Annotated in this window: 17 protein-coding genes; 12 read left to right on the forward strand and 5 right to left on the reverse strand. The window is 50.1% G+C overall.

The genetic code is table 11. From position 1 onward, the window contains the following. Together J7438_RS28490 and J7438_RS23205 are read right to left on the reverse strand one after the other, a co-directional pair. On the reverse strand, positions 1–111 hold a 111-nt coding region (locus J7438_RS28490), incomplete at its 3' end, for a hypothetical protein (RefSeq protein WP_353620179.1). Positions 112–728: 617 nt separating this feature from the next. Continuing rightward, positions 729–3,137, reverse strand: coding sequence for an ankyrin repeat domain-containing protein (locus J7438_RS23205; protein ID WP_209278457.1), 2,409 nt, complete (start codon positions 3,135–3,137; stop codon positions 729–731). Between the two features lie 1,034 nt (positions 3,138–4,171). Between J7438_RS23205 and J7438_RS23210 the strand changes: the two genes are divergently transcribed. Then, complete coding sequence (locus J7438_RS23210) at positions 4,172–4,363, forward strand: hypothetical protein (RefSeq protein ID WP_209204579.1); 192 nt, start codon at positions 4,172–4,174, stop codon at positions 4,361–4,363. 77 nt (positions 4,364–4,440) lie between these two features. Here J7438_RS23210 and J7438_RS23215 read toward each other — a convergent pair whose 3' ends face one another. Then, positions 4,441–5,256 carry a hypothetical protein gene (locus tag J7438_RS23215; protein ID WP_209278458.1) on the reverse strand — a complete coding sequence of 272 codons (816 nt, stop codon included), beginning with the start codon at positions 5,254–5,256 and terminating at the stop codon, positions 4,441–4,443. Between the two features lie 230 nt (positions 5,257–5,486). Here J7438_RS23215 and J7438_RS23220 point away from each other — a divergent pair, with 230 nt between their 5' ends. Continuing rightward, on the forward strand, positions 5,487–6,137 hold the full coding sequence (locus J7438_RS23220; protein ID WP_209278459.1) for a hypothetical protein: 651 nt from the start codon (positions 5,487–5,489) through the stop codon (positions 6,135–6,137). On the opposite strand, the gene J7438_RS23225 is transcribed toward J7438_RS23220, so the two are convergent. Then, positions 6,129–6,416 (reverse strand): type II toxin-antitoxin system RelE family toxin, encoded by a 288-nt coding sequence (locus tag J7438_RS23225; RefSeq protein WP_163373295.1) that lies wholly within the window; start codon positions 6,414–6,416, stop codon positions 6,129–6,131. The genes J7438_RS23220 and J7438_RS23225 overlap by 9 nt on opposite strands. Next, positions 6,406–6,660 (reverse strand): type II toxin-antitoxin system Phd/YefM family antitoxin, encoded by a 255-nt coding sequence (locus J7438_RS23230; RefSeq protein ID WP_163373296.1) that lies wholly within the window; start codon positions 6,658–6,660, stop codon positions 6,406–6,408. Before J7438_RS23230 ends, J7438_RS23225 begins: the two co-directional genes overlap by 11 nt. Before the next feature lie 179 nt (positions 6,661–6,839). On the opposite strand from J7438_RS23230, the gene J7438_RS23235 reads away from it, so the two are divergent. From J7438_RS23235 to J7438_RS23280, 10 genes are all read left to right on the forward strand, one after another. Continuing rightward, a complete protein-coding gene (locus tag J7438_RS23235; protein WP_353620180.1) occupies positions 6,840–7,439 on the forward strand; it encodes a phage terminase large subunit family protein in 600 nt (199 codons plus the stop codon). Between the two features lie 169 nt (positions 7,440–7,608). Then, positions 7,609–8,913, forward strand: coding sequence for a phage portal protein (locus J7438_RS23240; protein WP_209278460.1), 1,305 nt, complete (start codon positions 7,609–7,611; stop codon positions 8,911–8,913). Further along, positions 8,903–9,913, forward strand: a complete 1,011-nt coding sequence (locus J7438_RS23245; protein ID WP_209278461.1) for a head maturation protease, ClpP-related — start codon at positions 8,903–8,905, stop codon at positions 9,911–9,913. Before J7438_RS23240 ends, J7438_RS23245 begins: the two co-directional genes overlap by 11 nt. A gap of 38 nt (positions 9,914–9,951) precedes the next feature. After that, positions 9,952–10,323, forward strand: coding sequence for a head decoration protein (locus J7438_RS23250; RefSeq protein ID WP_209204243.1), 372 nt, complete (start codon positions 9,952–9,954; stop codon positions 10,321–10,323). 64 nt (positions 10,324–10,387) lie between these two features. Beyond that, positions 10,388–11,377, forward strand: coding sequence for a major capsid protein (locus tag J7438_RS23255; RefSeq protein ID WP_209278462.1), 990 nt, complete (start codon positions 10,388–10,390; stop codon positions 11,375–11,377). A gap of 24 nt (positions 11,378–11,401) precedes the next feature. Then, positions 11,402–11,695, forward strand: a complete 294-nt coding sequence (locus J7438_RS23260; protein WP_209204241.1) for a head-tail joining protein — start codon at positions 11,402–11,404, stop codon at positions 11,693–11,695. After that, entirely contained in the window at positions 11,685–12,290 is a 606-nt protein-coding gene (locus J7438_RS23265; protein ID WP_209278463.1) for a hypothetical protein, read from the forward strand. The genes J7438_RS23260 and J7438_RS23265 overlap by 11 nt, the downstream gene beginning before the upstream one ends. Then, complete coding sequence (locus J7438_RS23270; protein WP_209278464.1) at positions 12,256–12,678, forward strand: phage tail terminator family protein; 423 nt, start codon at positions 12,256–12,258, stop codon at positions 12,676–12,678. The genes J7438_RS23265 and J7438_RS23270 overlap by 35 nt, the downstream gene beginning before the upstream one ends. A gap of 27 nt (positions 12,679–12,705) precedes the next feature. Beyond that, positions 12,706–13,449, forward strand: coding sequence for a phage tail tube protein (locus J7438_RS23275; protein ID WP_209278465.1), 744 nt, complete (start codon positions 12,706–12,708; stop codon positions 13,447–13,449). A gap of 71 nt (positions 13,450–13,520) precedes the next feature. After that, positions 13,521–15,475 (forward strand): tape measure protein (locus J7438_RS23280; RefSeq protein WP_209278466.1); only part of this gene is annotated, 1,955 nt, incomplete at its 3' end.

The raw sequence follows: 15,475 nt of genomic DNA on the forward strand, positions 1-15,475 counted from the left end.
CAGTGCCGTTGTGCCGGTGTTAGCAGCGGCATTGATATCTGCTCCTGCGTCGATCAGCTGTGTCAGTCGATCAAATTTGCCCCAAAAGGCAGCTATTATCAAAGGCGTCACGCCGTCGTTATCAGTGACATTAATATTCCTCTTCTGTTATCAACAAGCCGCATGGAACGCCCACCAAGTTGTCCTCTGATGGGTCAGACACCCATACAGATAGGGCAATTAAATACGAACGTGTTCTGTCTGATATTATTCATCGCTTTAGCCTGCTATTTGACTCAACACTGTGGGTAGGACAAAAGTCAGCAGAGAAAATTCCATAAAAACAGCATTTTTAACAAGACGACTGTCGTAACTTCTGAGTCAGGCATGTACCTGCCCGGCAATGGTCGTTTGTTTACCAGTATTCAAGTGATGGCAACCACAAACTCTGGCAGCAATTCAAAGCCCTGATATCTGGAAGCGACCGGGTTGTTGCCACTACCGCCAATAATGGCAACGGCACCAGTCAGGCCGCGCTAAGGGATGGTTCAGTAATTACCGTCAAGGGGGAGTCAATTTCTGCACGACAGAAGGCATTTATCCAAGATGGGGAGATTAAAGGAACCGCACCGAATCTGGCGCAGTACGAAGTGGAAGTGTGAGACGATCAGATCAAGAATCAAGACCCGACCCCGGTTTCCCGACCCCGGTTTCCTCTCGGTTTCCTCTTGAGAGTCGTAAAGCCACGGTTATTTTCCTCTTTGGCCAGTAAGGGGGCTTTGGTCAGCAAGCAATGTCTGGATGGCCTGGATGGCCTTTGTTTGTCCCTGAAAAATAGCTGTGTCGAGAGCCGTATGGCCACGTTTATTTTTCTCTGCGGCCAGGGAGGGGGCTTTGGTCAGCAATGTCTGGATGGCCTCTGTTTGGCCCGCAGAAGCAGCTGTATGGAGAGCCGTATCGCCAAAGTTATCCTTCTCTGTGGCCAGGGAGGGGGCTTTGGTCAGCAATGTCTGGATGGCCTCTGTTTGGCCTTTTAAGGCAGCTATGTGAAGAGCCGTTAAGCCACCGTTAATTTTCTCTGTGGCCAGGGAGGGGGCTTTGGTCAGCAATGTCTGGATGGCCTGTGTTTGGCCTAAACGAGCAGCTAAGTGGAGAGCCGTAAAGCCACGTTTATTTTTCTCTGTGGCCAGGGAGGGGGCTTTGGTCAGCAATGTCTGGATGGCCTCTGTCTGGCCCGCAGAAGTAGCTGTATGGAGAGCCGTATCGCCAAAGTTATCCTGCTCTTTGGCCAGGGAGGGGGCTTTGGTCAGCAATGTCTGGATGGCCTGTGTTTGGCCTAAACGAGCAGCTAAGTGCAGAGCCATAAAGCCACGTTTATTTTTCTCTGTGGCCAGTGAGGGGGCTTTGGTCAGCAATGTCTGGATGGCCTCTGTTTGGCCCGCAGAAGCAGCTGTGTGGAGAGCCGTGTAGCCACCGTTATCCTTCTCTGTGACCAGGGAGGGGGCTTTGGTCAGCAATGTCAGGATGGCCTCTGTTTGGCCCCGAAAAGCAGCTGTGTGGAGAGCCGTTTCGCTACCGTTATCCTTCTCTGTGGCCAGGGAGGGGGCTTTGGTCAGCAATGTCTGGATGGTCCCTGTGTGGCCCTCAGAAGCAGCTGTGTGGAGAGCCGTCTGGCCATTGTTATTTTTCTCATTGACATTGATTCCTCTGGCGGACACCAGCTCCTTGACGGTCTTTGTGTGATCATTCCAGACAGCAAAGTGAAGAGCCGTATTGCCAAACCTATTTTTGGCATTCACTTGGATACCACAAGTACCGGAGTTGTTCAGTAATATCTTGATGGCCTCTGTGTGGCCACAGCAGGCAGCCAGGCTCAGAGCTGTATTGCCATAGCTATCATTGGCATTGACATCCACTCCCCTGGTTTCAATCAGCTTTTGCAGGCGTGTGGTATGGCCCCTGGCAGCGGCAATATGCAGTGGCGTTGTGCCTCTTTCATCGGTTGCATTGATGTATCTCGAGATGATCCGGCTAATGAAAGCTTTCATAGAATCATCTTCGCTGTCAGGAGTGCGCAGTACGGTAGTAATATCCGCTCCTTTACTAATCAGAATGTCCCGGATCTCACTGTTTCCCGTCAGGACAGCATTATACAAGGCACCGTAAAGGTCTTTCGCTCCCTCGTTAAGCAATAGTTCAAGGCACTGCTTTTTCCCCCACCTGGCGGCTTCGCGCAGGGCACCGTCAAGGTCGTTTGCTCCCACGTTGATCAGGGGTTTAAGACACAGCGTTTCTCCCTGCTCGGCGGCTTCGCGCAGGGCACCGTTAACGTCTTCAGCGGCCAGCAAGACCTTGATGACCTCTATGTGGCCATTGTAGCAAGCCAGGTCGAGAGCCCTATTGCCATCGTTATTCTTGATATTGACGCGAGATGGCCAGTCCAGCAACTTTTTGACGGACTCTGCACAGCCGTTTTGAGCAGCGAAGTGAAGAGCCGTCCAGCCTTTGCTATCAGTGGCATTGATGTTAGCTCCAGCCCAGAGCAAGGCATCCAGGCATCTGGCGCTACTATTCTCAGCAGCAAAGTGCAAAGGTGTATAGCCATCCTGATTGGCGGTGTTGACATCCCACCTGTGAGTCAGAAAAAATAAATCGTTATAAGAATCATTTAATCCTTCCATAAAACCCGGCATAGATGCGGATATGCCACCGGAAATAGCATTCATGATCGTCGAGAAAGCTAATTTTATAATTCTCCATTTTTGCTGATCTCGACCTGCCCACTGATCAACCAGAGTTCTCACGCATTGGTAAGCGTTGTTTTGAGAAGCAATATGCAGTGGGGTGTTACCGTCCTCAAGATAAATGGCGTTGCCCCTTTTTTTTCCGATATTTTCACCTCCGTTATGTGCCAGGTTTGATGTAGCAATGCCTAATAATACCGAACCTGATAATACTGAAATAGATGCCATGATATGTGGGAAGGCTGAGAGATCCCACGAAGATAGCAGAGTTCCAAAACCAACCATCGACATCACCGTCCCCATTGGAAATCCGGTAATATACATATTCGCAATTTCACCCACAATTTCACAAAGCGCAACAAACTTTGCACTGAAAGCTGCCGCTTCAACTGTGGTCAATCCAGCTATGGCCACTCCAACTCCTGTCGCCAATGTTGCTAATTGGGCACACAATTTTTTATGTTCATCCGCGTGATTTTGAATAGCACTCGACAAAGTCCGGAAGCACTCGGTGTAGTCCTGGCTATCAGTATGCCCACTAGCTTCAGCTTCAGCTACCGCTCTTGCTGCAGCGGAAAGAGCAGAAGTGACGTCGCCTTCAGGTTTCAGTTCAAGTCCCAACTTAAGAGCTTCCAAGTCCCCCTTTTGACAGGCATCCTTTAACAATGGCTTTTCATTTCGACGCAAGGACATGCCCGGTCCACACTTACACTTTTCCGGTTTATTCAATGAATTAGCATTTTTGCGTATACATTCCAAGTGCCCCATTTCATGTTTTTCGCACTTTGTTTCGACCACTGAACGTCGACCAAGTTTTCCGGTATTCCCTCCACCACAGTAAGAACACTTAAAGAGGACATCTGCCCCGTTTCTACCGACACCATCCATCGCTTTAGCCTGCTATATGACCCAAAACTGTGAGTAGGACAAAAATCAGCAAGGAAAATTCCATAAAAAAAAACAGCATTTTTAACAAGACGACTGTCGTACCCCCTGAGTCAAGAGTGCACCTGTCTGGCAATGGTCGTTTGTTTACCAGTATTCAAGTGATGGCAACCACAAACTCTACTTTAGAGATTCAGAAGTACAATAGAACTATTTTTTTTGATCTAAACCAATCGTCACGGAACTATAAATTCAGGCGATTGAGATGATTTTTTCAGGGCAAAGCATATTATTAGAAGCACTATTGTTTTATATAACATTTCTTGCCGAAGCTGTTTCTACCCAGGCTGGGCCCGTATTTTGTGGATTACTGATCGGTAGTATGCTTTCCGGGGAAGGATTCCTGACTCATGCATTACTGGCCATTCAGTACGATAAAGTCTGGAGCAGTTATCATCACTGGGTTGCCACTGGTCGCTGGCGCTGGTGAAGTCTTGCAGCCCGATTGTTACTATTGGTTAGCTCAAAAGTGCCCGAAGACGAACCGGTTTTGATGATTCTGGATGACCAGACCATCGAACGCTGTTCATCGAAAGCTCCTGCCTGCCGTACACATCGTCAGCACAGTCAGAAGAAGAATCGTGCCACTTAATATCCTTGGGCAGTGCTGGGTTTATCTTGCCATTGCCTTTAAAAGACCTTCAGACTGGATTGATCTTAGCTGGCAGGCGGGTCATGGATTCGTAATTCGTTGAGGCGACTTTCATCCATCAGTCAGGGAATCCACTGACTTAAATCTACTGGCGGTTGCCGGTCATTGGCAATGCAAGCTTCAAGATAACCTGTCAGCCACAGCTTCCCAATGATTTGCCAGGCTCTCCAACACTTTCCTTGCCTTTGGAGCCAGCCTTGGGCGTGTCAGCTCCTTGTCCCGCTGAGAGGCTATAAGCTCAACTTGCTTTTCCAGCCTCAACTGTCGTGTTGGCCACTGCTGCGGATCATTCCGAACAAGAAATCGCTGCACGTTTAAGTAATACAAACGACCACTTGCCAGAGGTAATCGTTCCTGCGGCCAGATAAAGCCCACGCTGCTTATACGAATTAAGTTGTCTGTTGACCGGAATTCGATAACATCGCAATGATCACAGCCTGGGAAAGGATGGAAGGGTAAACGACAGGTGGGGCAATGTTTCTCGTCATCAGGCAGGTCAACGTCCTGGTCAACCACCGGTAGGTTCTCATGTTTTCTCCGGCCATGGCTCGGAGTTCCCGGTTGCTGGCCACGTTTACGGGTTGTTGGTTGTCGTATAGTGTTTTTGCTTTGTTTTTCCTGACCTTGTTTGGAGCGACTTTTCTTTTCGGTAGAGCGACCAAAGACCATATGTTTCATGTGACTTAGCTGAGAATTACGTTCTTTGTTTTGCGTTTTGAGTTGCTCGACTTCAGCCTTATGTTCTTTTTTCATCAAGGCAATGGCAGCTGTCAATTCGCGCTCACGATCTCGAGCTCGTTCCCACAGATCCCGATAGTGATTGACCTGCCATTTGAGATCAATGCATTCCTGCTTGGTCAAGCTGACTTGAACAAGACTGAAGGGAGTGCCGGGTTGACCCGAAGTGCATTCAGGTTCAGGGGAGATATCAAGCATCTGCCAAGGGTTGAATACATGACTTTTGATGCTTGAATTATGGTTTTAGCGAAGAGTTACCCCTTGGTATACTTTTTGGCATTAACCGGCTGATAATTAATAAGAAAATCCGGTTTCAAAAATGGCACAGCAGGTATACCTGTTTGTCGAAACCAGCGCCATCCGTGGCGGTTGAGTTACTGCTGCTTTTCCAGCCATTGCCGAATCGTTAATTCTCTGGAAATCCGCTGGTGAAGCCAGTCATCAATCAGCTGCTCTATCAGGTTTCGGAATTGGATTTCATCGGGAAAATCCCACGGCTCAAATTCCGGATGCTGTTCGCACAATACAATCCAGAGTTGAGTGGCCAGTGTTTTTTAGGGCGAATGTCCATATTGAATGAGATGGCTGTAGGTATGACTTCCCATGGCGCTGATTTCACAAGCGGAATTTGCCAGGAGCAAGGCTTTACCAAAGGCTATGTCACCAAGCTGATTAAAAAGGGCATTGTGAAACTGAAAAATGGCAAGGTGGACTCGGTGCAGGCTGAACAGGCGATGAAAGCCAATAATGACCCAGTGACGTTTATCCGTTCCGATCAATCCACCGATCTTGCTCCGACACAACCGGGAGCTGTTGACTTTGTCACTGCCCGCACCATGCGGGAAGCATTCAAGGCCAAGATGGCCAAGCTGGAGTATGAGGAAAAAAGCGGTACCCTGACCGATGCAGCTAAGGTAAAGCAGGATGCTTTCAAGGCAGGCCGGATTATTCGAGATGAACTGCTGGCCATTCCTGATCGGATGGCGGATGTGTTGGCGGCAGAGGATGACCCAGGAAAAGTGGGGGAGCTACTTCAAGAGGAGTTGGAAGCGATACTTAATGCTATGGTTTTACCGTAGTCGTTTTTGAGCGGCTTTATAGGCCTCGCTTCGCTCTCGTTTACCGACACTGATCACAAATACTACAACAACGTCGTCCAAGACTTGATAAACCAACCGATAGCCCGAATTTCGCAGTTTGATTTTGTAGCAGTCTTTCTGGCCGGACAGTTTATCTTTGGAAACTTTAGGGTTCTCCAAGCGTTTACGCAGCTTGGCTTTGAACTGTTCTCTCACTGTGGAGTTGAGTTTCTGCCATTCTTTCCATGCCAGTGCAGAAAAATCCAGCTCATAGGTCATCGATATTTACCCGAATCCGCTCATCATTTTTGCGTTCTTCGACGATGGCTGCGAGTTCCAGGTCATCCAGAGCATCGAGCATAGCTTCATAAACATGGGCTGGCACTGCATAAAACACGGGTTGATTGCGATTCAGGATGGCCACGGTTTCACCATTGGCTTCTTTCAGAACAGCCATCGGGTTTTTTTTGAGTTCGGATATCCCGGCACTGACATCAGCGAGAATAGGATGGACTGAGGCCATAACTAGCTCCTTTTACGGTTGATTAATAGATCAAATAATAGACCTATTATTAGGTTTCTTCAAAGATTGCTTAAATGGTTGATAGCCTGTCAGTCAAAAGCCCATATTTTGAAGGCTTCTTCAAAGGGCTGAGGCCGGACACTCGCCTGACCGTTTCCGAATGAGCTGACCAGAAACGGATTCTTCCGGCAAAAGCCACCAAAGAAGCTGGCCGATGGCGAACTTCCCGCACACCGTATCTGAAAGAAATCATGAATTGTCTGTCACCATCGTCGCCTGTTGAGCAGGTGGTGTTTATGAAGGGTGCCCAGGTGGGTGGCACCGAATGCGGCAATAACTGGCTTGGTTATGTGATTGACCATACGCCGGGTCCCATGATGTATGTGCTTACCACGCTGGATATGGCCAAGCGGACATCAAAGCAGCGGATTGCTCCGATGATCGATGAAATGCCGGATCTGCGGAAGAAGGTGAAAGATCCCAGAAGCCGGGACAGTGGCAATACTTTGCTGACCAAGGAGTTTCCCAATGGTGTGCTGATCTTTACCGGAGCCAACTCAGCAGCAGGCCTTCGCTCAATGCCTGCCCGTTTTCTGTTTATGGATGAAGTGGATGCCTACGACGATGATGTGGATGGTGAGGGTAGTCCCATCAATCTGGATTTATTGGCAAAAGGCCGACCAGCACCAGAAGATACGCCTGATCCTGAATTAGAAGAAACCAGCAACAAGCCAAAACCAGTCCGTCGTTCATCCCGCAGCTCCTACCTTCAGAGATAACCTCCATGATCAGACAGAATACCAGGCTCTGAAACGGGCAGTGCTGCTGCGTGAGACACGTACCGTGGAATTTGAAGGTCGACGGAGTACAGTAGCTTTGCTGAAATGGAAAGGCGATTGCAGGCCATCGAACGGGAATTGGTTAAGCAGCAAAAACGTCCGAAGCAGTATGGCATCTGTTCATCCAAGGGAGTTTGAGCATGGGATTGCTCACCAACCTGTTTCGTCGTTTCAAAAACTCAGCCTATACCGCTGCCGGTATAGGGCGACGAACCAAAACCTGTTTCTGCAATGGTTGGATGAATCGGACGCTGATGGTCTGCTGAGTTTCACTGGCGAGCAATCGCTGATTACCCGTGCCATGTTTGAAGGTGGCGAGTGCTTTGTCAGGCTACGTCCCCGCAGACTGGAAGACGGTTTATCCGTTCCCCTGCAACTGCAGGTGCTGGAATCCGAGTTTGTCCCCATCAGCTATAACGAAACACTGGATAATGGCCATGTGATTAAGGCGGGGATTGAGTTTAACAAGCTGGGGATGCGAGTCGCTTATTACTTTCACCGGGGGGAGCATCCAGCCGAGTTTGCTTTTGACAGCACCAGACTGGTTCGGGTGAAGGCCGACAATGTTCTTCATATATTTGAAGCCCTGCGTCCGGGACAGCTAAGAGGCCAGCCATTACTGACTCAGGTATTAATCAGACTCTATCATCTGGACAAATTTGATGACGCCACGCTATTACGGCAGGAGATTGCCAACCTGTTTACCGGCTTTATTAAAAAGTCATCTCCGGAACAAGACTCTATTGATCCTCTGACCGGCAAGCCGCTGGTGTTTGGCGACAATGGTCTGCCCATGGTGGCGATGGAACCAGGAACCATGCAGGAGCTGGCACCGGGTGAAGAGGTCGAGTTCAATAATCCACCGGGTACTGCCGCAGACTATCCCAATTTTATGAAGCAGCAGTTAATGGCGATTGCCGCAGGTATTGGATTGCCTTATGAACTGCTGTCGGGTGATATGGCGGGAGTCAGTGACCGGGCACTGCGGCTGATCATCAATGAGTTCCGCCGCCGCATTCAGCAGATTCAGCATAACCAGATTATCTTTCAGTTCTGTCGGCCGGTCTGGAACCGCTGGTTGGATATGACGGTGCTCAGTGGTTCGGTAGCTATTCCAGAGTATGCCAATAACCCAAGAGCCTATCGCCGGGTGAAGTGGATCGCCCATGGCTGGCCGTATATGCACCCGGTTCAGGATATGCAGGCACAGAAAATGGCCGTGCGTTCTGGTTTCAAGTCCCGCTCAGAGGTGGTCAGCGAATTGGGTTATGACAGCGAGCAGATGGATGGCGAAATCGCTGCGGATAATCGCCGGGCAGACAGCCACTCACTGAAATACGACAGCGATGGCCGTGACCCGGAAAACCATAAATCTTCCAATCAACCAGCAAAGGATGACAGGGATGAGTCATAACCGACAGTGGTACACCTTTAAAAACGAAGCCAATCAGACTCCGGAGCTATTCATCTTCGATGATATTGATGACTGGTGCGGCGTTTCGGCACAGAGCGTAGTGGATCACATCCGTAATCTGGATGCCTCAGAGATCAATGTCCGGCTCAATAGCCGGGGCGGTATGGTGTTTGAAGGCATTGCCATTTATAACGCCCTGCGTCTGCATAAAGCCAATATCCATGTCACCATCGAAGGGCTGGCGGCCAGCATTGCCAGTGTCATTGCCATGGCCGGTGATACGGTCACCATCGCTGAGAATGCCATGATGATGATCCATAACCCCTATGGCTGGGCACAGGGCGATGCCGAAGCCATGCGTAAAACCGCCGATATTATGGATAAGATCGCGGACAGTATTGCTGTGTCTTACACCGCCAGAACCGGCAATAGCCTAGAAGAAATGAAGGCGCTGATGGAATCGGAGTCCTGGTTCACCGCAAAAGAAGCGCTGGACATGGGCCTGGTGGATCAGATTGATGAACCGGTGAAGGCCGCTGCCCGCTTTGATCTCTCCATGTTTCGTAATACACCGGATGGCTATGGACGTATCGAGCAAGCTAAAAAAACGACAGAGCCAGCTCCGCCACAGAATCAGACGATGGAGCCGCAACCTCAAGTTGATTCTGTGGCTATTGCTGATCTTTGCCGTCAGGCTGGTTATGCGGAAAAAACCGCTGCAATTCTTAAAGCGGCACTGTCGGAAGATGAGGTCAAGGCTCGACTCGCCAGCTATGACCAGATTAAGAACCTCTGCCAGACAGCAGGCTTCCCGGATAAGGCAGCGGATTTTATAAAAGACGACTGCTCGGTATCCGAAGTGCAGAACAGCCTGTTGGCATTGCTGACTTCTGAAGATGAACCCATCAACAATGCCCTGACGCCCAAGCAGCAAGGCCTGAAACCCACCACTTCTGCCATAGATACGCAGGCAATTTACAGTCGGCGTAATCGCGCTTAACCCCTGTCTAATATCCTCCAACCAAAAGGACTTTACCCATGAGCGTAAAAACGGAATCGGTCTATACCGGTGAATTTCTGGTGTCTGAAGGCAATAACACCATCAGCCGTGAGCTGGTGCCATTGGCTGCGAACCTGACAATGGAGCCTGGTACGGTGGTCGGCAAAGAATCGGCTACCGGAGCATTCAAGCCCCTTGATCCAGGTGCTTCAGATGGCACTGAAACCGCTGCTGGCATTCTCTACGCTGGCAAGGTGACCGATGCCTCTGGTGGTGACGGTGTGATCATCACCCGTCTGGCAGAAGTGGTGGACAGTCTGCTGATCTGGCCTGCCGGGATTACCGATGAGCAAAAGACAGCAGCTGTAGATCAACTGGCAGGACTGGATATTATTCTGCGCAGTGAATAACCCTTCCTGATTTTTACCTCTGTAACTCACTCTTAACAAACTTCCGTTATCAAGGAGCGATAACATGCTGGATATTTTTAATGACGATGCGTTCAGCCTTACCAGCCTGACCGCCACCATCAATGAGATGGACTACAAGCCGGGTCGTCTTGGGCAACTGGGGCTCTTTCAGAAGAACGGTATCAATACAACAACCGTCGTGGTAGAGAGCATTAACGGAGAACTCCGCTTGTTGCCCTCTACCGAGCGTGGTGCACCCGCTACTCAGGCCATTGGCGATAAACGTCAGTTGCGCAGCTTTGTGGTGCCCCATATTCCCCACGATAGCACGATTCTTGCAGCAGAAGTGCAGAATGTCCGTCAGTTTGGCAGTGAGGATGCCATGCAAGGAGTGCAGGCCGTAGTGAACCAGCGGTTGCAAAAGATGAATGCCAACCATGAGGTCACCCTGGAATTTCTGCGCATGGGGGCGCTCAAGGGTGAAATTCTGGATGGCGATGGCAGCACCATACTCTACAACCTGTTTGATGAGTTTGGCGTTACTCAGCAAACCCATGATTTCAAGTTCAGCAGCACGACCACTGACGTTCGAGCCCAGGGCGTCAAAGCCCGTCGTCTGGTGGATGATGCTTTGGGAGCACTGCCCTACAGTGGCCTTCATGCGTTTTGTGGCTCCGACTTCTTTGATGGGCTGGTTGGCCACAAGTCAGTAAAAGAAGCCTACCAGCGTTGGCAGGACGGTGAAGCCCTGCGTACCGATCCTAAGGGCCGGTTCCGTTTTGCGGATATTGATTGGGAAGAGTACCGGGGCTCTGTAGGTGGCAATGACTTTGTTGCCGCCAATGAAGCTTATCTCTACCCGACTGGGGCGGATATCTTCAAGACCTGGTTTGCGCCGGCAGATTTTGTCGAAACCGTCAACACCATTGGCCTGCCTCGCTATGCCAAGCAGAAGGTGATGGATTTTGAGAAGGGTGTGATTGTTCATACCCAGTCGAATCCACTGCCGATCAACCTACGACCACGGGCAGTGATTAAACTGACCATGAGCTAACCCATAAGCAAGGAGACTGCTCCAATGGATGAAGCCTTCAAAGTGATGGATCACACCATTCTTTCAACCTTTGGGCAGTCAGTTTTACTGACGCTTTCGGATCAGTCATCGCTGGAAACCCGCGGCATTATCAATAAAGAACTGGTAGAGCTTGGCAAGTATGAGGCTGTCCAGGGAGAGGTAACCGTTCTCTCTGTGGATAGTGCTATCCGCCTGAAGCGTGGCGATACCGTGTTGGCCAATGGTCAGGTTTATGAAGTGGACCGAAAACTGAAAGACGATGGCTATTTAGCCAAATGGAATATCTATGCTCATTGAACAGGAAGTCAGCGGCGATATTGAAGAACTCACCGCCTTGTTCAAACAGTCCCCGGAAAAAACAGAGCAAGCCATTCAGCGAGCCCTGTCCAAACTGAGCCGTTGGGCTGAACGACAAGTGCTGCGTGATATCTCCCGACGGATGAAAGTCTCCCAAAAGGTACTGAAAGAACTGAACCGAATTCGGGTAAGGCTCAATAAAAGTTACGGCAGAAAAGAACGTTACCTGACCATCTGGATTGGTATTAATGAAGTAGGTGCCCATCGCCTAGGTAACCCAAGACAAACCCGGCGAGGTGTCCGGGTAGGCAGTCACAGTTTTTGGGAAAACAGTTTTCTGATGCAGCCGGTTAATGCTTCCCGGGAACTGATCTTTGAGCGCAAGGATAACTGGCAACACCGTTACCAACAATCCAAACGCTCAGGCCGGTGGATGTGGATGGGCTTGCCGCTGGAAAAGAAAACCGTCCGGATCGATAGGGAAGTCGAAACCTCACTGGCAAAAATCAGCCCACTGCTGGTGAACCGGTTTACTGATCTGCTCCACCAGGAACTAAACTATGTTTTCAAGATCGCCTCCAGCATCGAACCCTGAACGACAGATTATTGAAAAGCTGATTACCCATCTGAAGCAGATTTCTGAACATACTTTGCTGGGTTATTCAGCCACCGGTCAAGAACAGGATTTAGACCTCCCGGCTATTCTGGTGCAGCTGGAATCCATTAATGAAGAGCAACGCCAGGGCCAACGGGCAAAGTACCGGATGGCGTTCAATATCAGTGCCGTGGCCAAAACCAATAAAGACACTACTTTTACCCTGCTGGACTTAACCCGCTCCATTCGAGAGTTATTTACTACCGGCCAACGCTTCACCCCGGAAGCCCGACATATCAGCTTCAGTGAAACCCAGTTCGATATTGCCCCAAGCAATGCCCATTTGTCGTTTGCTGACCTGCAACTGCAGATCGAAGTCATCCTCTAACCCCACCTTCCTTTTAAGGAGATAACCATGTCTACGATGGATCGTAGCTTTATCGGTGCCGGAAGCATCTACATCAAACCCGCTGATGATTCCGCTCCCCTGCTGCCGGTTGGCAACGTCAGCCAGTTTCAATTCAGTTTCGAGGAAGATAAAAAGGAGCTGAAAAACTATCTCGGCGGTGGTGGTAATCGCAATACCATCAGTCGGATATCCTCTATCTCGGCCAGCCTCACGGCTCATGACTTTACCGCTGCAAACTTGTCCATGGCGCTGCGTGGCTCTGTGGCCGCTGGCTCAACGACTGTGGTCACAGATGAACTTCATACCAGCTTTGGCGTTGCTGACGAGCTTATTCCCTTCCATAAGCTTCCTGATATGTCCAAGGCTGTTACGGTTAAAGATAATCTGGATACCGTACTGACAGCCGGGGATGATTATGAATTGACTAAATCCGGTATCAAGGTGATTGGCGGTGGTGGCATTGATAACATGGGGGTGAAAGTGAGCTATACCCCACTGGCTACCAATATGGTTCAGGCGCTTATTGAATCGGGCAAAGAGTTTGTCCTGTTTATGGAAGGTCTCAACGATGCACAGGATGGCAAGCCGTTTAATATCCGGGTTCATCGGGTGAAGTTCTCCCCTGTTCAGAACCTTGATTTTATTTCGGACGACTTTGCCGCTATCGCACTGGAACTGGATGTACTGGCAGACAGTACCATTGAGGGCTCCGGCCTGAGTACCTTTATGCAGATTGATCTGGCACAGTAACCCCCGTTTGCTTCCTGCAATTTAGCCCCTGACTCCTTAAAAGAGCAAGGGCTTTTTTTTGATAAAAGACTATGGCCAATATCAAACAATCCGCAATTCGCTTAATCCTGAAAGCAAAGGATTTACTGTCCAAGGATGTTAAAAAATCCTCGGCTTCCCTGGATGCCTTCAGGCAAGAGGCAAATAAGCTTAAAGGCCAATTAGAGGAACTGGAAAACCAGAATAAGCTCCTTTCGTCTTTTAAAAAGCAGGCCAAGGCCACCCACGATGCCGGTCGGGCTTTTCGTGAGGCTGAAGATAAGGTGGCCAGGCTTGGCCGGGAAATGGGCAAGACCAACACGCCTGCCAAGGCCATGCAAGCGGCCATGGCAAAAGCCCGAAAAGACGTAAAAAAGGCGAATACCGAATACAACCGCCAACGGGAGGCGCTGGCCAAGCTTCGGGGTTCAATGTCCTCTGCTGGATTATCGACCAAAAACCTGAAGCAGCAGGCCAAGCTCGAACAGCAGCTAAACGACACCCGAACCGCCTTCAAACGGGCGGATGAAAGCGCCAGACAGACAGCCAGATCCCTGCGTAACAGCAACCTGGAAAAGACGGCCAGGGATGCCGAATCAGCAAGCACATCGGTTGGCAAGCTTACCCGGCGTTTTCTTGGTCTGGCAGCGGCCACCACAGGGCTTTATGCCTTAAGTCGAAGTATTCAGGGAGTGCTTAAGACAGGTGACCAGTTTGAGCGTTTGGCCGTGCAGATGGAGGCGGTTACCGGTTCGGCTGAAAGTGCCCGGCAAGCCACCCAATGGATTAAAGATTTTACCCGGAATACGCCCTATCAACTGGAAGAAGTGTCAGAAGCCTTTGTTCGGCTCAAAGCCTTCGGCCTTGATCCTATGGATGGCACCATGCAGGCCCTGGTTGATCAGGCATCCAAGCTTGGCGGCGGTATGGAAAGGCTTAACGGGATCTCCCTGGCTGTCGGTCAGGCATGGGCAAAGCAAAAGCTCCAGGGCGAAGAGATTCTGCAGATGGTCGAGCGGGGCATCCCGGTTTGGGATTTGCTGCAAAAGGTAACCGGCAAAAACGTTCAGGAGCTGCAAAAGCTGTCTTCGGCTGGCCTTATTGGTCGGGATGTTATGAGGGAGCTGATTCTTGAAATTGGCAAATCCTCCGAGGGTGCTGCGGCCAAGAACATGAGTCTGCTGTCGGGTTATGTCAGTAACCTGAAAGACAGCTGGCAGCAGTTCCAGGATGAAGTGGCCAAGAGCGGTGTTCTGGATTATGCCAGAGAGTCGCTGGCAGGCATCGCTGCCGAAATTGAGCGGATGAACCAGAATGGCCAGCTGCCTGAATTGGCGAAAAGGATCAGCGATGCCTTTATTGCCATGGGTGACGCTTTTAAGCATGCCTTCTCTGGAGTTACCGTTGATGGCTTTGTCACCAGTATCCAATCAGGCTTTACCACCATCACAGAATCCATGGCGGCGCTGCGGACTGCCTTTGATTTTACCAGCTCCACAGTAAAGGGCTTTTTCAATACCTTCACAGCCATTGTTAAAGGCTTTGCTACAGCCTATACCGGGATACTATACGGCATTGTCAGGGTATGGCAGGAAACAGCAGATGCCTTGGGCTTTGATGGCATTGCCGAAAAGCTAAAAGGGACAACCGATTTTCTTGAGGGCTTGACCAGAGAGTTTGCCCGGCAGACGGTTGAGGATGCCAAGGATGTCCGGGATGCGCTGGTTGGGGTATACGACAGCTTTGCCGAAGAAAGCCGAGATGCGGTAAAGACAGCAAACCATGCAGCCAAGACCATAACCAAAAGTCAGAGGTTGCTCTGGCAAAATTACGCCGATGAATTAATTGCCGGGCAAAAACGGGTTGAGGAAGCCACAGCCAAAACAGCCAAAGCCGTTAAAAGTCATTTTGAGAATGCAGCGGATGCTATCAGTCAGGTCAACGCAGCCGAAACCCGAACGGAGCTGGCCAGCCTTGGGGTAGCCTTGGCTGAAGCTTTCTCTCAGGG

This window comes from Thalassotalea sp. G20_0 (assembly GCF_017744175.1).
In the GTDB taxonomy this organism is placed as follows: Bacteria; Pseudomonadota; Gammaproteobacteria; order Pseudomonadales; family Endozoicomonadaceae; genus Endozoicomonas.